The following is a 20,054-nucleotide window of genomic DNA, read 5'->3' on the forward strand; positions in this document are numbered from 1 at the left end:
TGCCAGATCGCACGGGTGTGTATACACGGATTTCAGCGGTACCGGGAATCCCGTTGCCAGAATTGCGCGACCTGTGCCAAGCTTTGTCAAAACCTGCCGGCGTCCGGTGGGACACCGCCATCGGGGGATGGGGCGGGATCGGGGGACCTCGTGGAGCAGAGCCGTGCCCGTCGCCCGCTTCCTCCTTCCGCTCGACCACCACAGCCGAGGAGCACGACATGACGACGCATGAGCCGACGGACCCGTCTCGTCCCGCCGTGGTGCTCGTGGGCGGTGTCGGCGCCATCGCGCTGGGCGTCGACGTCGGCCGCCACGCACTGGCCCAGGCTCGTGCGCGGGGCATGGCGACCCACCAGGTCAACCAGGCCGCCACGCTGGCCGCGACCCCGGAGCTCGCGGACCTCGCGGACCGGTCGTGGCCCGTCGACTTCATGACGCCCGGCGACTCCGCCGCGTGGGCCAAGGAGTCCGCCGCGCGCGGGCAGCGGATCGACGTCGTGATCGGCGTCCGCGAGTTCGCGCAGGAGGCAACGGCCGAGGTCGCCGCCGCCGCGGGGGCTCCCGGCAACCCGCCCGACGTCGTGCGCACCGTGCGCAACAAGGACCTCTGCCGCGCGGCGCTGGCCGCGAAAGGCTTCCGCCAGCCCGGTTTCCGGCTCTGCGCCGACGCCGCCGAGGCCGCGGACTTCGTCGCCGCCACCACCGGACCGTGGGTGGTCAAGCCGCGCGACCAGATGGGCAGCAAGGGCGTGACCAAGGTCGAGGACCTCGCCGCGCTCGCACCCGCCGTGGCCGCTCTCGGCAGCGACGAGCCGTTCCTCGTCGAGGAGTTCGTCAGTGGCCAGGAGTACAGCGTCGAGGGCGTGTTCCTCGGCGGCCGGCCGCACGTGCTGGCCGTCACCGAGAAGCAGCTCATGGAACCGCTGTTCGTCGAGGTCGGGCACGTGCTGCCGGCCCCGCTGCCCGAGGCGGTGACCGAGGAGTTCGCGACCGCGGTCACGGCCGCGCTCGAGGCGCTCGGCCTGGGCTTCGGCGTGTTCCACGTCGAGCTGTGGCACACCGCCGGGGGCGTGGTGCTGGGCGAGGTGCACGTGCGCAACGGCGGCGACTGGATCCACCTGCTGCTGCAGCACGCGATCCCCGGCTTCGAACTGTTCGGCACGGTCTACGACGACGCCCTCGGCAACCCGGTCGACGTCGCCGCCCTCACGCCGACGCGGGGCGCGGCGGTCCGGTTCCTCACGCCGCCCGCCGGGGTGCTGGAGCGGATCGAGGGCTGGGACGAGGTGCTCGCGCACCCGGCCGTGCTGCGCGCGTCGCTCGGGGTCGAACCGGGCGCGGTGATCCCGCCCGTGACCGAGTCCTACGACCGGGTCGGCGAGATCGTCGTCGGCGCGGACACCCCGGAGCAGGCCTCGGCACTGGCCCGCGAACTGGCCGACTCGGTGACCTTCGTGGTCCGGAGCGCACGGTGATCGCGCTCGTCGACGTCCGGCCGTCCCCGCTGGTGCGGTCGTTCCGCGTCTCCCACATGACGACGGTGACGGTCGACATCGTCACCCTGACGCTCACCACGCCCGACGGCGAGATCGCCGGCCTGGGCGAGATCTCCGCCGATCCCGGGTACGACCAGGACGGGGCGAGCATCGCCGCCGAGGCGACCGCCCTCGCGCAGTCGCTCGCCGAGGACCCGCGCATCGACGACCCCGCGCACCTGGAGTCCCGTTTGGACGGTGCGGCGGACGTGTCCGCGTGCGCCCTGATGCTGGTCGAGATGGCGTTCCTGGACCGGGCCGCCCGGGTGCGCGGCCTGCCGGTCTGGAAGCTCCTCGGCCTGCCCGAACCCGGTGTCGTCCGGCTGGTCACCACGGTGCCGATCGGCGACCCGATGCCCGCGCGGGGACCGCTCAAGATCAAGCTCGGCGGCGAGGACGACCGCGAGGTCCTGCGGCGCCTGGTCGGCGTGCCGGGGCCGGTCATCCTCGACGTCAACCGCGGCTGGGACCGCGCGGCCTGGGACTCCGTGCGCGATCTCGTCGCGCAGGTCGCGCCGGCCGTGCTGGAGGACCCGGTCGGCGACCGCGCGCTGCTCGGCGAGGTCCGCGACGCGTTGCCCGGCACGTCCGTGGTGCTCGACGAGGGCATCGGCAGCCTCGCCGACGTCGTGCGGGCCACCGAGGTCGCGAACGGCGCCAACATCAAGGTGATGAAGCTGGGCGGGCTGTTCCGCGCGAAGAAGGCCCTGGACCACCTGACCGAGCACGGTGCCGTCCGCATGATCGGCTGCTACCTCGAACCGCCGCGCGCCATCGCCTACGCCGCCCAGTTGAACGGCCAGGCGGACTGGACCGACCTCGACGGGCACTTCTGGATCTCGCCCGAGCACCCCTCGGTGTCCGAGTACCGGCTCGACAGCTCGGCGCCCGGCATCCCCGTCATCGCCTCCTGACCTGCTCGCCGACCCAGGGAGAGAACCCCGGTGCGCACTGCTCCGTACGGCTCGTGGACCTCGCCGATCACCGAGGCGGACGTGGCCGCATCCGAGGCCCTCGTGGAGTACGTCGGCTTCGCGGGGGGCGAGGTCTGGTGGGTCGAGACCCGCCCCGACGAGGGCGGTCGCGGCGCGCTGGTCCGTTGGCGCGACGGCATCGTGAGCGACGTGCTCGGTCCACAGTGGAACGTGCGGACGCGGATCATCGAGTACGGAGGCAGGCCGTGGCTCGCGCTCGCCGACGGCGGAGTGGTCTTCACGCACTGGGACGACCAGCGCGTCTACCGCGCCCGCCCCGGCGCCGAGCCCGTCCCGCTCAGCCCGGAGCCGGAACTCCCGGCGGGCGACCACTTCGCGGACTTCTCGGTCGTCGGCGACGAGGTCTGGTGCGTGCGCGAGTCGATGTACGGCCCGGCCGAGACCGACGTGCGCCGCGACCTCGTCGCGCTGCCGCTCGACGGGTCCGGCGAGGCGCGCGTTCTCGTGCACAGCCACCACTTCATGACCGGTCCCAAGGTCTCGCCCGACGGCGCGCACGTCGTGTGGCTCGGCTGGGACCACCCGACCATGCCGTGGGAGACCACGGACCTGATGTGCGCCCCGGTGCGCGACGGTGAGATCGGAGAGCCCCGGCGAATCGCGGGCGGCGGCACCGTCTCGGTCGGGCAGGTCGAGTGGGCGCCGGACCGGTCCGACACCCTGTACCTGCTGAGCGACCCGGACGGCTGGTGGAACGTCCACGAGCTGACCCTCGGCGGCGCCACTAGGTCGTTGTGCCGCAGGGAAGAGGAGTTCGGCGAGGCGCTGTGGCGCATCGGCGCCCGCTGGTTCCTGCCGGTCGGCGGCGGCCGGGTGTTCGTGGTGCACGGCACCAGCGGGCGACAGCTCGCCGTTCTTGAGGCCGACGGGACGTTGCGCGACATCGGCGGCCCGTACACCGAGTGGGCGCACATCGCCACGGACGGCAGCCGGGTCGCCGCCACGGCGGCGAGCCCGCGCCACCGCCGCACCGTCGTGCTGGCCGACCCGGAGACCGCGGCGATCGACGTCGTCCGGCCCGCGCCCGTCCAGCACGCCGAGTACCTGCCGACCGGAACCCACCAGGTCTTCCACGGTCCGGACGGCGAGGACGTGCACGCGTTCGTCTACCCGCCGCACAACCCGGACTTCACGGCACCGCAGGGAGAACTGCCGCCGTTCCTCGTGCACGTGCATGGCGGGCCGACCAGCCGCAGCCAGCTAGTGGTCAACCAGGAGATCGCGTACTTCACCAGCCGCGGCATCGGCGTCGTCGACGTCCAATACGGAGGGTCGACCGGCTTCGGGCGCGCCTACCGCGAACGCCTGCGCGGCAACTGGGGCCTGGTCGACGTGCGCGACTGCGCCACGGCCGCGCGGGGCCTCATCGCGCAGGGGGTCGCCGACCCGGCCAGGATCGGCATCCGCGGCGGCAGCGCCGGCGGCTGGACCTCCACGGCGTCGCTCTCGGCCGAACCGGACCTGTACCGCGTGGCGGGCATCTACTTCCCGGTGCTCGACCCGGTGGAGTGGCGCGTGCGTGGCACCCACGACTTCGAGTCCCGTTACCTCGACAGCCTCATCGGGCCGTGGCCGCAGGCCAAGTCCCGCTACGAGGAGCTGTCCCCGCTCGAACGCGCGGACGGCATCCGCGCGCCCTTCGTGCTGCTGCAGGGAACCGAGGACGCGATCTGCCCGCCCGCCCAGGCGGAGCTGCTGCTCGCCAAGCTGCGCAGCCGGGACGTCCCGCACTCGTACCTGACCTTTGAGGGCGAGCAGCACGGCTTCCGCAAGACCGACACGATCGTGAGCTGCCTGCGCGCCGAACTGGCCCTCTACGCCTCGGTGCTCGGATTCGAACGAAAGGACCAGCAATGACCGCCATTGCCCACCCCGTCGCCTACGCGTTGCCGGACATCGGTTTCGACGCCGAGGCCGTCGTCCGCGACTACCAGACGTTCCTCTCGCGCGTGCCCGCCTACACCGGCGAGGGCACCGACCCCGGCTACGGCCTCACGCACCGCAAGGGCGTCGCGGACCCGTGGCGCGACGCCGCGGTCGGCCAGTACGACCAGGCCACCGGCGAGAAGCGCTACGAGGAGGAGGAGTTCAGCGAGTTCAACGAGCACTGCCGCGACCTCGTCTTCCACGACATCGTCAAGAGCATGCCGTTCCAGGTCGGCCGCGCGCGGTTGATCACCTTGAACCCGGTGGACATCTACCACATGCACGTCGACTCGACGCGCAAGGCGCACGTCGCCATCGTGACCAACGAGAACAGCAGGTTCCTGTTCGGCAGCGGCCTGACCTACCACGTGCCCGTCGACGGCCGCGTCTACGTCTTCGACACCAAGACGCCGCACTCGGCCTACAACGCCGGTTCGGAGGACCGCGTGCACCTCGTCATGTCGATCATCGACTGACCTGCGGCACGCGGAGGGGCCCGGCGTGCGCGCCGGGATGTGAGGGAGAACAAGGCATGATCAACGTCCTGACCGCGAGGCCGGGCCTATGAGCGTCGCGCCGGAGCAAGTGGCGGACCGGCGGATGAGCCCACCGGTGCTGAGGCTGACGCTCGCGTTCGACTACCTGCTGTCCAACTTCGGCCGCTTCTCGCTGATGCCGGTCATCGCCGTGCTGCTCGCGAGCCAGAGCGACGGCCCGGACTGGATCATCACCGGCGTGGGCCTGTTCGGCCACATGCTGAGCTCCGGGCTGTCGTCCCTGCTCGTCACCCGGTGGCTGCCGCGGTTCACCTATCGCGCCACGCTGCCCGCGAGCATGGTGTTCGCCGCGGCCGGGTTCGGGTTGCTGCCCTACAGCGGCAACCCGGTGGTCGTCCTCGTCCTGCTGTTCGTGGCGGGCTTCGGCATCAGCGTGCACGCGGTGCTCGCGCGGGTGCTGATCGCGGAGATGATCGAGAGTGAGACCGGGCGCAACACGATCTACTCGATCCAGCAGATCGCGACGAACGCCGCCGCGTCGCTCGGCCCGTTCATCGCGGCGGCGCTGTACGTCTCGGGGGACAGCCGCCCGCTGCTCGCCTTCGTCGGCGGCGCGTACCTGCTGGCGGCGGTGGCGTTGCTGGTCGGGCTGCCGCGCGGGCAGTACCCGCCGGAGGCCGTGCGCGAACGGTCGGAGGGCTTCTTCGCGAGGCTCAAGGTGTTGCGGGACCGGCAGTGCCGCGAGGCCATGGTGCTGACCGCGACCGGTGCGTTCGCCTACGCCCAGTTCTACTCGGCGTTCGCGTTGCTGGTCGCGTTCGCCGTGGACTCGGCGGTGCTGCGCGGGTCGCTGCTCGCCGGCCCGCCGATCGCGATCGTGCTGCTGCAGGTGTTCGTCACGGCCGCCTCCAACCGCGTCCTGCGGGCCGGGTGGCAGCCGCTCGCGATCCTCACCGCGGCGGTGCTGCTGTTCGGCGTCGCGATGGTGCTGCTCGGCGTCGGGCTGCCGTTCCTGGTCGGCACGGTGATCGCGATGGCGGTGTTCGTCGTCGCCGAGATGCTGTTCACGCCGACGGTGAGCATCGCGTTCAACCGCATCTCGAGCGTTCCCCGCCTGGTGTCGTCGAACTTGCAGGGCGTCGCCTGGACGACCGGGGAGGCCGTCGGCTCGCTGTTCGGCGGCTCGTTGTTCCTCCTCTGCTGGGACCGCGGGGCCGGGAACGTCTATTGGCTGGTGCTCGCCGCGCTGACCGTCGCGGGTGCCGCGCCGTTCGTGCGCCGTGCCGTTGTGGAAAGGACCGTCTCATGAGCAACCCCCGGCCGGTGCTGATCGTCGGCTACTCCTCGATGCTGGTGGCGGAGTTCGACCGCTTCCTGCCGGAGAACGGCGTGGTGGTGCTGGAGGAACCGGACCCCGTGCGCAAGCGCGGCGCCCGTGCGATGACCGACGGCGCCGCCGTGTGCCGCGAGCTGATCGAGACGGAGTTCCTGCTGCCCGGCGGCGCGGACAAGTTCTTCCTGGAGCACCAGGACCTCGACCCGGTCGCGGTCGTGCCCGGACACGACTACGCGGTGCCCGCGGCGGCCCGCATCGCCGAGCGCTACGGGGTTCCCGGCGCGAGCCTCGGCGCGGCGGAGGTCCTGCGGGACAAGCACCTCCTGCGCACGGTGGCCGCCGCGGCGGGCATCGGGAACCCGGCGTCGCGGCCGGTGTCGTCGGCCGAGGAGGTCGCGGCGTTCCAGCGGGAGGTCGCCGGCCCGATCATCATCAAGCCGGCCAACCGCCAGGCGTCGATCGGCACGCTCGCGGTGACCGATCCCGCCACGATCCCGCAGGCGTGGGAGCAGTGTCTCGACCACGAGGAGGAGAGCTGCCTGCCCGACCGCACGCCCGAGCTGCGGATGCTGGTCGAGCAGTTCGTCACCGGGGACGAGTACAGCGTGGAGATGCTGTACTCCCACGGGGACCGGTCGTTCGCCAACGTCACGGCGAAGGTGCTGCACCCCGGTCCGCGCCCGGTCGAGCTCGGCCACCTCGTGCCGGCGCCGGTGTCGCCGGAGCTGACCGCGTTGCTCGTCTCCGAGACCGAACGGCTGTTGGCGGCCATCGGTTTCGGCACCGGGCTCGTGCACTGCGAGTGGATCGTCCAGGACGGCAAGCCGTACCTCGTGGAGTGCGCGGGCCGGCAGCCGGGCGACTTCATCCTGGAGCTCGTGCAGACCGCCTACCGGTTCGACCTGTTCCGCGCGTACGCCGACCTCATGTCGGGACGGCGGCCGGAGTGCCCGCAGAGCGCCGAGCTCGGTGCGGCGACGTGGCACGGCACCGCCACCCCCGGCGAGGTGATCTCCGTGGACGGCGTCGAGGACGCGCGGGCGCTGCCGGGCGTGCAGACCTGCGACGTGGGCGTGCAGGTGGGCAAGACCGTGCACCCGCTGCGCAGCTCCTGGGATCGCACCGCCGTCGTCACGGCGTCGGGGGAGACGGCGCTCGCCGCCCACGCGACGGCCAAGCGCGCGATCGAGCTGATCAGGGTCGAGACCAAGCAGGTCTGATCCGCCGGACGGAAAAGCCGCCACACACCCTCTCCCGGTGCGTGGCGGCTTTTCCTTTCACCGCAGGTGGAAGACCTTGTCCTTGAGCTCCTGGATGCGCTGGTAGTCCTCGAGGAGTTGCGTCTCGTCGTCGGCGAGCAGACAGATCTTCATGGTGCTCGTCTTGAGGCTGATCGTCGGCGTGATCGTGCCGCCGGGCTGCGCCTTGATCAGCTTCCAGAACACCGAGGGCAGGGCGTCGATGTCCGCCAGCACCGCCTCGTCCCAGTGGTCGACGACCCCGTCGAGGTCGGTCGGCGTGCTGTAGACCCACGCCTCCTTGAGCTTGCGGTAGGTGCGGTCCGCGTACTCGGCCAGGAACCGCTCCGGGTCCACGTAGGACAGCGCGGCGACGTCGGCCTGGTTCGCGCCGAGGCACCGGTCGTGGAAGTCCGGCTGCATGTTGCCGCCGGTGCGCGCGCCGACCTCCACGAGCGCCGGGCCGTCCGGTGTCAGGATCACCTCGGCATGGCTCGAACCGTGCTCGATCCCCAGTGCCGCCAACGCCTTGTCGACGTAGGCGATCAGCTCGGGCACCGGGTGCTCGTCGTGCGGGAGGATCGTCTCGGTGTCGTAGATGTTGTACTTCCCGTGCAGCAGCTTCTTGCGGTACTCCCAGACGCCGCAGGTGTAGCGGCGGCCGCCCACGGAGACCATGTCCACCACGTACTCGGTGCCCTCCAAATAGGACTGGACGAGCACCTCGTCGTTCGGGTCGTCGAAGATCGTGGCGGTGCCGATGATCGCGCTCGCCGCCTGCCGCACCTCGCCCGCGGTGCGGCACACGGTCACCTTGTCGGTGCCGGCGGAGGTCAGCGGCTTGACCACCACCGGGAACCTCCCGAGCCGCAGCGCCCAGCCCACGACCTCGTCGACGTCACCGCTCTTGAACTGGTCGGCGCAGTGCAGCCCGGCCTCGCGCAGTGCCTCGATCATCGCGAACTTGTCCCGCCGCACCAGGGACCGCGCCGGGTCGTTGCCCGCGAGGCCCAGCTTCGCGGCGAGCGCGTCCGCGAGCGGCACGTCCGGCTCCTGCCCGGCCACCACCGCGACGGGGGAGTACCCGGCCAGCCGGGCGGCGAGGTCGCCGACGTCCGCGCCCTCCACGGACGCCAGGTAGGCCATCCCGGGGATGGCGGGCGCCACCTCGGGTCGCGGCCGGACCTGCACCACCTCCGCGCCCGCCTTCAGGAACCCCTGGAGCAGGGGTTCGCTGCAGGTGTACACGTCGACGATCACGGCCACCGGACTGCCTTGCGCGGTCATGGAATCCCCCGGGTTGTCGGTGTTTGCCAACGATCGTGCCACCGCTATCCGCGCGTTGGCAATATCTTGGAAACCAGCGAGGTGAACTCGTCGCCCCAGGCCACCACCGTCTCGTGGTCGAAGAGGTCGGTGGAGTACTCGAACACCACGCGGACCTCGTCCTCCTCCGGCACCAGCACCACGTACAGCTCGTTGCGGGCGAGGCCGGGGCGGACGACGGGCCGGACGGTGGACCCCGGCAGGCCGAGCTCGGGCCGTTCGGTCGTCACCACGGTGAACAGCACGGTCGGGAACAGCCCGTCGGCCACCTCGGGGTCGACCAGGCGCACGACCTCGGTGAGCGGCAGCACCTGGTGGTCCAGGGCGGTGTAGAGGGTGTCGCCGAACCGCGCGACCTGGTCCGCGAACCCACCGGACGGGCGCACCCGCAGCAGCACCGCGTCACCGACCATCCCGACCACGCCCTCGTGCTCGGCCCGCAGGCGGTTCGCGCTGGACGCGGCGAGCACGACCTCGGCCTGCCCGCTGACACCGGCGAGCCACAGCGAGAACGCGGTGGCGAGCACGGTGTACGGCGTGGTGCCGAGTTCCGTCGCGAGCGCCCGCACCTCCGCCGCTGCACCGAGGACGAACTCGTGGTGCGCGCCGCGGCCGGACAACCGTTCCGGGCGCGGCCGGTCGGTCGGCAACGCCGTGCGCAGCGGCGCTCCCGCCAGTTCCCTGCGCCAGAAGCGTTCTTGCTCTGCCTTCGGTTGCTCTCGCTGCCACCGGGCGTAGTCCGGGTACTGGGCCGCCGGTGCGAGCCGGACGCCGCGGTACAGCTCACCGATCTCGCGCCACAGGATCGGCAACGACCACGCGTCGCACACCGCGTGGTGCCACACGGCGAGCAGCACCCAGTGCTCGGCACCGAGCCGCGCCAGGCGGAACCGGAAGAGCGGTGCCCGGTCGAGCGCGAACGGCCGCGCCGCCTCCTCCTCGCACCAGGCGTCCACGTCGGCGGGGGTGCTGACCGGCAGCTTGACGGGCACCCGCCGCACCACCTCCGCCGACTCACCCGTCAGCCGCAGCCGCAGCCCGTCGTGCCGGCGCACCAGCTCGGCGAGCGCGCGTTCCAACGCGGCCGGGTCGAGTGCGGTGTGGATGTCGGCGCGGTGCGCGATGTTGTACACCGACGGGTCCACGCGCTCGTGGTGCCGCCGCCAGACCCGGCGCAGCGTCGAGGGCAGTGGGAACTCGGTCGCGGCCATCCGCGCCGCGACCGCCCTGATGGTCGGCGCGCGGAAGAACTCGGCCATGGTCAGCTCGACGCCGTGCTCGGCCGCCAGGCGGTTCACCAGCCGGATGGCGCCCAGCGAGTGCCCGCCCAGTTCGAAGAAGGACCTGTCGTCGGGCACGGAGTCCAGACCGAGTTCGGCGCACCACAGCTCGTGCAGCGCGGGGCTGGTGGAATTCGCGTCCACAGTGGACTCTGCGGTCGGCGCGGGCAGCCGGCCGCGGTCCAGCTTGCCGTTCGTGCTGTACGGCAGGCGGTCCAGCCGCACCCACCTGCGCGGCACGAGGTGGGCGGGCAGCTCGCGGGCCAGTTCGTCGGCGAGGTCGGTGCGGTCCGACACGACGTACGCGACGAGTTCGGGCTCGTCGTGCGCGTCCCGTCCGACGACCACGGCCGCGTCGGTGACACCGGGCAGCCGGGAGAGCGCGACCGTCACCTCGCCAGGTTCGACCCGGTGGCCGCGGATCTTCACCTGGTCGTCCCGGCGGCCGAGGTACTCGACCGTGCCGTCGGTGCGCCACCGGCCGAGGTCGCCGGTGCGGTACACACCGCCGAACGGGACCTGGCCGCGATATCCCTGTGCCACCGCCGGTCCGGAGATCTGGATCTCGCCGACCGCGCCCACCGGCACCTCCCGGCCGGTGGGGTCGACCAGCCGCAGCTCCACCCCGTCGACCGGCCTGCCGATGGACGGGCGGGCCTCGCCGGCGGGGTCGACCCGCTGCGACGTGACGATGATCGACGTCTCGGTCGGGCCGTACTGGTTGTGCAGCGCGCAGGACGGGTGGGCGGCGAGGAACCGGCGCAGCGCGGGCGTCAGGGTCATCGCCTCGCCCGCCGAGAAGACCTCGCGCAGCGACGGCAGCGACGGCCCGGACTCCAGCAGGTACTTCAGCGGTGTGAACGGCAGGAACAGCCGCTGCACGCCGAACTTCCTCACCACCTTCGCCAGGTCGTGCCGTTCCTCCTCGCTCACCAGCACGAGGGTCGAACCGGAGGCGAGCGTCGTGAAGATCTCCTGCACGCTCACGTCGAACGCCACCGACGTCCACTGGGCAGTGCGCATGGGTTCGTGCCGCCCGAGGTGCCACCGGACCAGGTTCACCGGACCGCGGTGCGGGACGACGACGCCCTTCGGCCTGCCCGTCGAGCCCGAGGTGTAGATGCAGTACGCCGCACTGTCCGAAGTGGACTTCAGGCGCAGCGGTTCGACGGGGTCGCCGGGAGCGAGGACAGGATCGTTCTCGGCCAACGTGAGCACGGCGCCGCTGTCGCTCACCAGCAGGTCGCGTCGTGCCGGCGGGGTCGCGGGGTCGATCGGCACGTAGGCCGCGCCGCTCTTCAGCACCCCGAGCAGCGCGGTCAGCAGCTCCGGCCCGCGGGGCAGGAGCAGCGCGACGAAGTCGCCCGGCCGGACGCCGCGGTCGTGCAGCCGTCGTGCGACCAGGTCCGCGCGCTGGTCCAGTTCCCGGTACGACACCTCGACGCCGTCCCCGAGCACCGCCACGGCGTCCGGTGTCCGCCGCGCCTGCTGCTCGACCAGCTCGTGCAGGCACACGTCGGGCACGGGCACGGACTCGCCGTGCCACGACCGCACCGCCGCCCGTTCGGACTCGGTGGGCGCGATCAGGTCGGACAGCGGAGCACCGGGACGTGCGATCGCCCGCCGCAGCACCGTGTCGACGAGGTCGAGCATCCGGCGCACGGTGCTCTCGTCGAACAACGTGCTGTCGTACTCGACCGAGCACCGCAGCCCGTCGCGGTGGCGCGTCAGGTAGAGCGTGAGGTCGAACGGCGCCCGGTCGCTCGGCACGTCGAGCAGCCGCGCGGAGAGCGGACCCGCGAAGTCCGCCGTGCCCTCGTGCTCGTACTCGACGAGCACCTGGAACACCGGCGTGCGGCCGGGGTCGCGCGGCGGGTTCAGCTCCCCGACCAGTTCGTCGAACGGGAGGGCGCGGTGCTCGTAGGCGGCCGTGGTGCGGTCGCGCACGCGGTCCAGCACGCGCGTGAACGCCGGGTCGCCGGTCAGGTCGAGGCGCAGCGCGACGGTGTCGAGGAACAGGCCGACCTCGTCCTCGGCTCCCGGCGGCCGGTTGCTCACCGCCGTGCCCAGCACGACGTCCTCCTGCCCGCTGAACCGGCCGAGCGCCACGCCGACCGCGCCGAGCAGCGCCATGAACGCCGTCGCCCGGTGCCGCGCGCAGAACTCGTCCATCCCGGTCACGTCGAACTCCCACGTGAAGCTCGCGCCCTCCCCGGTGCGCACCGGGGGACGCGGCCGGTCGGTGGGCAGGCGCAGCTCAGGCGCGCCGGCCAGTTCCTCCCGCCAGAACGCGAGGTCGGCCGCTTTCTCGGCGTCACCGGCCGCGGGGGTCACGCGGATCGGCAGCGCCGGCGGCGCCTCGCCCGCGTAGCAGGCCGCCAGGTCGCGCACCAGCACCGCCGTCGACGACGAGTCGAACACGATGTGGTGCACCAGCAGGAAGAGCACGTGGTGGTCGGGACGCAGGCGCAGCAGCCGTGCGGTGATCAGCGGCCCCTCCGCGAGGTCGACGGACCCACTATCGCGCAGGGCGTCCCGCACGGCCTCCTCCTCGGTGAGGCCGGCGCGGTCCAGCACGGGGCAGTCGAGGTCGATCGACGGCAGCACCACCTTCGCCGGGGTGCCGCCGTCGTCGCGGAACGTGCTGCGCAGCTCGGGATGCCGGTTCACGGCCTGGTTCAGCGCCGCGACCAGCCGGTCCTCGTCCAGCTCGCCGCGCAGCCGGATCGCCTTGGGTTCGAGGTAGAGGTTCGTGCCCGGCGTCAGCTGCTCGGTCAGCCAGATGCGCCGTTGCGCGGGGGAGAGCGGCAGTCCGGTCCGGTACCGCTCGCGCAGCCGGTCGAGCGCCGGCAACGCGTCCAGCACGCGGTCGGCCGGCACGCCGAAGTCCACGAAGGACGCGATCTCGTCCACCCCGGCGGCCAGCAACCGGTCGACGACGGCCGCGGCGGTGCGTTCCGTGCCGATCAACGCGCGGGACTCGCAGTACCGCTCGTAGGCGCGTTCCAGCAGGAACTCCAGGTCCTCCTCGGGCGTCTGGTCGAGGTCGACGTCGATGCCGAGGCTGTTGGTCACCTGGTTGAACAGCGACAGCGACGACCGCAGGTAGGCGCAGAACGGTGCGAAGGCCTCCGCGCGGGTCCGCTCCTCGTCGTCGCCGAGGTAGGTGTGCACGAGCACGACGACCCGTCCCGCCGCGGGATCGAGTCCGTGCTCGGCCCGGGTCCGGCGGTAGAGCGCGATGTTGGCGGCCAGTTCCTCGACGGTCTGCGCCATCAGGTTGGTCACCACGCCGAGGTCCTCCCGCGCGGCACGGCGGTAGCTGTCCGGGTTGCCGACTACCGCGACGGACAGCGGCGGCAGGTCCTGGACAGGCCGGGGCATCAGCCGCACCTCGATCGGCTCACCGCTGCCGGACGTCGCGGCGACCGCCTCGCCCGACCACAGCGCCTTCACCGTCTCCAGCTGCTCGTACATCAGCTCGCGGTGCCGGCCGAAGTTCTCGGGTGCCAGCGCGAAGTCGTTGGCGTGCCAGCCGCTCGCCACGCACAGGCCCGCCCGTCCGCCGGAGAGGTTGTCGACGACCGACCACTCCTCCGCGACGCGGATCGGGTTGTGCAGCGGCAGCACCACGGACCCCGCGTGCAGCCGGATCTTCTCGGTGCGCGCCGCGAGTGACGCGGCGAGCACCGACGGGTTGGGGAACAGCGCGCCGAAAGAGTGGAAGTGCCGTTCCGGCAACCACACCGCGTGGAAGTCGTGCCGGTCCGCGAACTCGGTGGCGGCGTTGATCAGCGCGTACTTGTCGCCCGCCGCCTGGTCCGCGTAGTCGCCGAAGAAGTACAGGCTGAAGTCGCACGACGAGGTGGAGGGCACGACGGGCTGTGGGGCGGGCGCGGGTGCCGGCGGTGCGGGAGCGACCACCACGGGCCGGTTCGTCACCGCGTTCAGCTGCTGCTGCACGAGGTCGAGGAGGCGCTCGCTCAGCTTCAGTTGGTGGGCCACGAGATCGCGCGTGTCCGGCGGTGTCTCGGCGACCTCCTGCGGCGCGAGCAGCGCGGTGAGCTTGCGCGGGGTGTCCGCGTCCGTGAAGAACCGGCGCACCGGGAGCTGCGTGCCGAACTCCGCGCCGATCGCCCTGGCGAGGCTCATCAGCGTCAGCGAGTCCGCGCCCAGCTCGAGGAACGACGCGTCCGGCGTGACGCGGTCCGAGCCGAGGACGCGGGCCACGACGGCCTCCACGGCACCGAGCCGGCCGTCCACCCGGGCTGGCGTGTCCTCCGGTGGTGGCGGTTCCTCCGCGAACCGCGTCTTCCGGAGCGGATGGCCCGGCAACGACACGCGGTGCCCGCCGCGGACGACCGCCGCCCAGTTCACGTCGGCGCCGCGCGTGTAGAGCGTGCCCAGGGCGTGCCACAGGCCGCTGACCGGGTCGGTGTCCGGCCGCTGCGAGGCGAGTCCGCTTTCGGTCAGCGCCACGAGCGTCTCGCCGGGTCCCACCTCCAGCAGATCGCCGTCGTCCACAGTGGACAGCACCAGGTCGAACCGGACCGCCTGGCGGGCCTGCCTGATCACGTGGTCGGCTCCGGGGGCCCAGCCGATGCCGCGCTCCTCACCGTCCAGCGAGCTGACGAACGGGATGCAGACCGGCCGGAACACCACGTCGCCGAGGTGCGTGCGGAACCGGCGCAGCGCGTCGTCGAGCAGCGCGGTGTGGAACGCGCGGTCTACCGCCAGCCGCCGGTACCGCAGGCCCTCGCGGCCGAGCAGCTCCTCGGCCCGTGCCACGGCCTCGACGCCGCCCGCGAGGACGTGCGACTCGGCGCCGTTGACCGCGGCGACCTCCGTCCCGGACGCGGCCGCGATCCGCTGGGCCACAGCGGAACCGGCCCGCACGGACACCATCGCGCCCTCCGCGGCGCCCGCCATGACCCGGCCGCGCGCGGTGGTGAGCAGCAGCCCGTCCTCGAACGTGAGGGAGCCGGCCACGCACAGGGCCGCGTACTCGCCGAGGCTGTGCCCGGTGACGGCGTCGGGCGTGATGCCGAAGCTCTCCCACAGCCGCGCGAGCGCGACCTCGAACACGAAGAGCGCGGGCTGGGCGGTGTCCGTCGGCCACACCCCGGACCCCGGCGTGAGCAGGAGGTCGCGCAGCCCGTCACCGGCCTGGTCGATCGTGTCGCGGAACACGGGGAACGCGTCGTACAGCTCCCGCGCCATGCCGAACCGCGCACTGCCCTGCCCGGAGAACGCGAACACCAGTCGCCGCAACGGCTCCGGGTCCCGCGGCACGACGACCTCGTCGAGTTCGGCACCGACCGCGAAGGCCCGGTGCGCGAAGTGCCGGCGCCCCAACGCGAGCGTCGCCGCCGCGTCGGCGGGCCGCGCGGACAGGTGCGACCGCGTGCTCTCGACCAGCTCCCGCAACGCCTCGGGCGTGCGCGCGGACAGCGGTGCGATCAGCGGCAGCCCCGTCTCCGCGGTCGCCCGCCGAGCCGGCGCCTCCTCCAGCACGACGTGCGCGTTGGTGCCACCGACACCGAGCGCGCTGACCCCGGCCCGCAACGGCCCGGCGGACGTCCACGCGGCGGTCCGCGTGGCGAGCGTGAACGGGCTGTTCTCGAGACGCAGCGCGGGGTTGGGCCGCTCCAGCCCGACTGTCGGCACCAACTTCTTGTGGCGCAACATGAGCACCGTCTTGATGAGCCCGGCCATCCCGGCGCAGCTGTCCAGGTGACCGATGTTGCCCTTGACCGACCCGAGCGAGCAGAACCCGTCCGAGCTCTCGCCGAAAGCCCGCGTCAACGCCTCGAACTCGATCGGATCCCCGAGCTCGGTACCAGTCCCGTGCGCCTCCACGTACGAGACGGAACCGGGTGCCACCCCGGCCCGCCGCAACGCGCGCCGCACGACGTCGACCTGCCCGCCCACCCCCGGAGCCGCGAACCCGGCCTTGCCCGCCCCGTCGTTGTTCACCGCGGACCCGAGGATCACCGCGTGCACGGTGTCCCCGTCCGCAAGCGCCCGGTCGAGCCGCTTCAGCACCACGGCGGCCACCCCGTTGCCCCCGACGGTCCCGTCGGCCGCGGCGTCGAACGGCCGGCACCGCCCCGTCGGCGACAAGGGCGAACCGGGCAGGTATCCCTCCTCCTGCGGCAGGTGCACGGCCGCGGCACCGGCCAGCGCCAGGTCCGTCTCGTCCGCGAGCAACGCCTGCACCGCGAGGTGCACCGCCACCAACGAGGTCGAGCAGGCGGTCTGCACGGCGAGCGCCGGACCGGTGAGCCCGAGCCGGTAGGCGACGCGGGTGGCCAGGAAGTCGGGCGCCCGCCCGATCGTGCGCTGCAGGTTCGCCGCGGAGTCGTCCCCCGGCGCGGCACTTCCGCGCCCGCCGTAGAGGTTCGCGCCGGACCCCGCGTACACACCGACCCGTTCGGTGGTCGCGGCGTGCCCGGCGTCCTCCAGCGCCTGGTGGCACAGCTGCAGGAACAACCGCTGCGCCGGATCGGTCACCGCCGCCTCGTGCGGCGTCATGCCGAAGAACTCGGCGTCGAACGCGTCCACGTCGTCGATCGCGCCCATCACCGGCACCCGGCCGCTGCCGTCGTCCGGGAACCGGCGGACGCTGTCCACGCCGGAGCTCAGGTTCGCCCAGAACTCGTCGGGCGAGTTGGCACCGGGGAAGTGCAACGCCATGCCGATGACGGCGATCCGGGTGTCCGCGGGCGGCGGTGTGGGGTCGGCGGGGGAGCGGGTGGCTTGCGTTTGGTCGAGGTGGGTTGTCAGTGCGGCGGTGGTGGGGTGCTCGAACAGGGCGGTGGCCGGGATCTCGCGGCCGAGGGCGCGTTCGAGGCGGTCGCGCAGCTGGATCAGCAATACGGAGGTCAGGCCGGCGTCGTAGAACGGGAGGTGCGGGTCGAGGGGGTGGCCGAGGAGGGCGGCCACGGTGGTCGCGACGACGTCCGCGACGGAATCGCCGGCTGCCGCAGACCGCTGGCCCGCCACCGGCTCGCGGCCCGCCGCCAACCGTCCCACCGCCCGCTCCCGCAGCCGAGCTCGCTGCACCTTCCCCGCGGGCGTCCGCGGGAACTCCCCACCCGGCACCGCCTCCACCCACACCGACCCGAGCCGCAGCCGGGCGTGCAACACCCGCCGGATCGCTGCGGCAACCCCAGCGTCGTCCCCGCCACTCTCGAAGAACACCGCGAGCCGCTCACTGCCGGTCCGCTCGTCGGGCACCCCGCACGCCCCGACAGCACCGATCCGCACCCCGGGCACGGACGCGGCCACCTCCTCGATCTCGTGCGCGAAGTGGTTGTGCCCGTTCACCACGATGACGTCCTTGTACCGCCCGGTGATCACGAGCTGCCCGTCGGACAGGAACCCGAGGTCCCCGGTGTCGAACCACCCCGGCTCGACGAACGCCGCAGCCGTGGCCTCCGGCGCGTTGAGATAGCCGGGCGTGACGCGGACCGAGCTGACGTGCAGCCGCCCGATCCGGTTCTCCGGCAGGACGACGCCCTCGCCGTCCACGATCCGCAACGTCGTCTCGTGCGCGGGCGGGCCTACGGCGACGAACGTCGTCACCTCGTCGTCCGGGGTGCCGGAGTCCGCGGGTTCCAGGTCGCCGCCGAGGCTCGACTTCCGCACGCGGAGCACGGAGCCCGGTTCGGTCAGCCTGCCGAACGTGATGGCGGTCGTGGTCTCCGCCATGCCCCACGCGGACAGGTAGCGGTCGAGGCCGACGCCGGTGGTGGCCGTGAACCGCTCGAGCACGGGGAGCAGCACCTGTTCGCCGCCGCACAGCAGCGTGCGGATGTCGGACAGGTCCCAGCGGCGGGCACCGGCGGCGTCCACCACGAGCTGGTAGGCGAACGTCGGCGCCCAGCTGTGGTTCGCGCGGTACCGCGCCATCAGGTCCGGCCAGCGCGCCGGGTCCGCGAGGACGTACGACGTCGGCGCGTGCACGTTGGTGCAGCCCGCGAACACCGGCAGCAGGTGGTAGAGCAGGAAGGCGCCGCTGTGGTCGAGCGGCAGCCAGTTCAGCATGACGTCGCCGGGACGGGCGTCGAAGATCCGGCGCGTGCTCGCGGCGAAGCTCACCAGCGCGCGCTGGGTGAGCTGCGCGGCCTTGGACGCGCCGGTGCTGCCGGACGAGAGCATCAGCACGACGACGTCCTCGTCGGCGACGCGCGCGAAGTCCCGGGCCGGTTCGTGCCGCAGGCAGTCGGTGACCGAGGTGGTGCGGAAGCCGTCGGCGTCGCCGACCACGAGCGGTTCGCCGAGCAACCGCCAGGTGTGCCGCAGCCGGTCCAGCGCCGGGCCGCCGTCCGCGACTGGTTCCGCGATCACCGCCGGCCGGACGCCGCCGAGCGCGCACGCCCAGAAGGCGGTGAGGAGGTCCGCGATCTCCAGCCCGCACAACACGACGTGGTCGCCCTGCCGGACACCGAGCGCCCTCAGTCCACTCAGGACTCGGCACGCCCGCTCCAGCAGCCGCGGGTACGTGATGAGCTCGTCCCGGCCGTCCGCGCCGACCACGACCACGCCGGCGTGCGGGCGGGACGAGGCGGCGCGCAGCAACGCGTCCGCGACGCCGGTCGGGTCGTCAGCGGTCAGCACCAGCTCCGGACCTGTGCGGTACGCCCGCGTCCAGGTGCTCGTCATGATCGGTTCCCCCCACGTAGCTCGACACAAGGAAGACCGCTGCCGCGCACAGCGCGACGCCGTGGAACAGCGCCACGGTCGCGGCAGCGGGAAGGACTTCGAGCACGGCACCCGCCGCGACCATGCCGGTGGCGAAACCGGCGGTCTCGGCGGTCGCGGCGAGCCCGAACACCGCACCGCGGCGCGGTTCGGGCAGCTCCTGCAGCCGCGACGTGCAGGTGATCTCGGCGACCCCGTCGGCCAGCCCGGCCACGAGCGCCGCGCACATCAGCGCGGGCGCGGGCAGTCCGGTGAACGCGAGCGGGAACGACAGGGCCATGACGCCGGTGGCGACGGCGAAGAGCCGCTCCTCCCGCCGCGCGCCACCGGAGCGCCGCCACCGGGTCAGCACCTGGTGCGCCAGCAGCGTGCCGACGGCCCACATGACCCAGAACCGGCTCAGGAACGCGGCACCGTCCGCCACGTGGCCGGTGCTCGCGAGCACCGGCAGGGCGACGTTGTGCGAGGCCGACGCCAGCGCGTCGGCGCCGCGCACCGCCACCATTCCCAGCAGCAGAGCGGGAACCAGCGCCAGCGCGTTCGGCACGCGCCGGCGGCCCGTGGAGGCCACCGGTGTGCCGACGCGGACCCGGATCATCAGCACGGTGAGCGCGGACGCGACGAAGCTGGTGGCGTTCAGGGCGAACGCGGCGGTGAGCCCACCGGTCCCGATCACCACTCCCGCCGAGGCGAAACCCGCCACCGTGCCCAGCGACTTCGCCGTCACCAGCAGACCGTTGGCCCGCACCCGCTGCTCGTGCCCGACCACGTCCGGCACAGAGGTCCGCAACGCCACCGAGAAGACGGAGTTGCCCGCTCCGAGCACCACGACGACCACGGCGAGCAACCCGACGTCGCGCGGGCCGAGCACGAGCGCGGTCATCGCGAGCGCCTGCGCCACGTCCGCGCCGATCATGAGCCGGCGCCGGTCGGTCCGCGCGACGAGGAACCCGCCCGCGATCCCGCCGGCACTGCCCGCGCCGAGGCGCAACGCCATGACCAGCGCGACGCCGAGGCCGTCGCCGGTGACCTGGAAGGTGTAGAGGCCGAGCGCGACGAGGTTGAGGTAGTTGCCCGCCGTGGACAGCGCGTACCCGGCGACGAGCCAGTGCAGCCGCGAGCCCTGACCGAACGCGCAATCGTTGCCGCGCATGGAATCGACACCCCCAACGTCACCTCGGCAGCGGGATCAGGCTGTCATTTCTGGCAACTTAT

The 20,054-nt window shown here is 72.6% G+C and carries 9 protein-coding genes; 6 read left to right on the plus strand and 3 right to left on the minus strand.

The genetic code is table 11. From position 1 onward, the window contains the following. Positions 1-218 precede the first annotated feature (218 nt). From ABZX02_RS41530 to ABZX02_RS41555, 6 genes are all read left to right on the plus strand, one after another. Entirely contained in the window at positions 219-1,475 is a 1,257-nt protein-coding gene (locus ABZX02_RS41530) for an ATP-grasp domain-containing protein (RefSeq protein WP_355307221.1), read from the plus strand. Further along, positions 1,472-2,449 (plus strand): enolase C-terminal domain-like protein, encoded by a 978-nt coding sequence (locus ABZX02_RS41535; protein WP_355307222.1) that lies wholly within the window; start codon positions 1,472-1,474, stop codon positions 2,447-2,449. Before ABZX02_RS41530 ends, ABZX02_RS41535 begins: the two co-directional genes overlap by 4 nt. A 30-nt stretch (positions 2,450-2,479) precedes the next feature. Next, positions 2,480-4,387 carry a prolyl oligopeptidase family serine peptidase gene (locus tag ABZX02_RS41540; protein WP_355307224.1) on the plus strand — a complete coding sequence of 636 codons (1,908 nt, stop codon included), beginning with the start codon at positions 2,480-2,482 and terminating at the stop codon, positions 4,385-4,387. Next, entirely contained in the window at positions 4,384-4,932 is a 549-nt protein-coding gene (locus ABZX02_RS41545; protein WP_355307226.1) for an aspartyl/asparaginyl beta-hydroxylase domain-containing protein, read from the plus strand. Before ABZX02_RS41540 ends, ABZX02_RS41545 begins: the two co-directional genes overlap by 4 nt. A 124-nt stretch (positions 4,933-5,056) precedes the next feature. After that, positions 5,057-6,262 (plus strand): MFS transporter, encoded by a 1,206-nt coding sequence (locus ABZX02_RS41550; protein WP_355307227.1) that lies wholly within the window; start codon positions 5,057-5,059, stop codon positions 6,260-6,262. Next, positions 6,259-7,509, plus strand: coding sequence for an ATP-grasp domain-containing protein (locus tag ABZX02_RS41555; protein WP_355307229.1), 1,251 nt, complete (start codon positions 6,259-6,261; stop codon positions 7,507-7,509). The genes ABZX02_RS41550 and ABZX02_RS41555 overlap by 4 nt, the downstream gene beginning before the upstream one ends. A gap of 57 nt (positions 7,510-7,566) precedes the next feature. Here ABZX02_RS41555 and ABZX02_RS41560 read toward each other — a convergent pair whose 3' ends face one another. Genes ABZX02_RS41560 through ABZX02_RS41570 form a run of 3 tightly spaced genes read right to left on the minus strand, consistent with a single transcriptional unit; the run spans position 7,567 to position 19,992 of the window. Continuing rightward, positions 7,567-8,814 (minus strand): ATP-grasp domain-containing protein, encoded by a 1,248-nt coding sequence (locus tag ABZX02_RS41560; protein WP_355307231.1) that lies wholly within the window; start codon positions 8,812-8,814, stop codon positions 7,567-7,569. Between the two features lie 44 nt (positions 8,815-8,858). After that, positions 8,859-18,800, minus strand: a complete 9,942-nt coding sequence (locus ABZX02_RS41565) for a MupA/Atu3671 family FMN-dependent luciferase-like monooxygenase (RefSeq protein ID WP_355307233.1) — start codon at positions 18,798-18,800, stop codon at positions 8,859-8,861. Beyond that, on the minus strand, positions 18,742-19,992 hold the full coding sequence (locus ABZX02_RS41570) for an MFS transporter (protein WP_355307235.1): 1,251 nt from the start codon (positions 19,990-19,992) through the stop codon (positions 18,742-18,744). The genes ABZX02_RS41565 and ABZX02_RS41570 overlap by 59 nt, the downstream gene beginning before the upstream one ends. Positions 19,993-20,054: the final 62 nt, after the last annotated feature.

Source organism: Lentzea sp. NPDC003310, from assembly GCF_040610935.1.
Classification (GTDB): domain Bacteria; phylum Actinomycetota; class Actinomycetes; order Mycobacteriales; family Pseudonocardiaceae; genus Lentzea.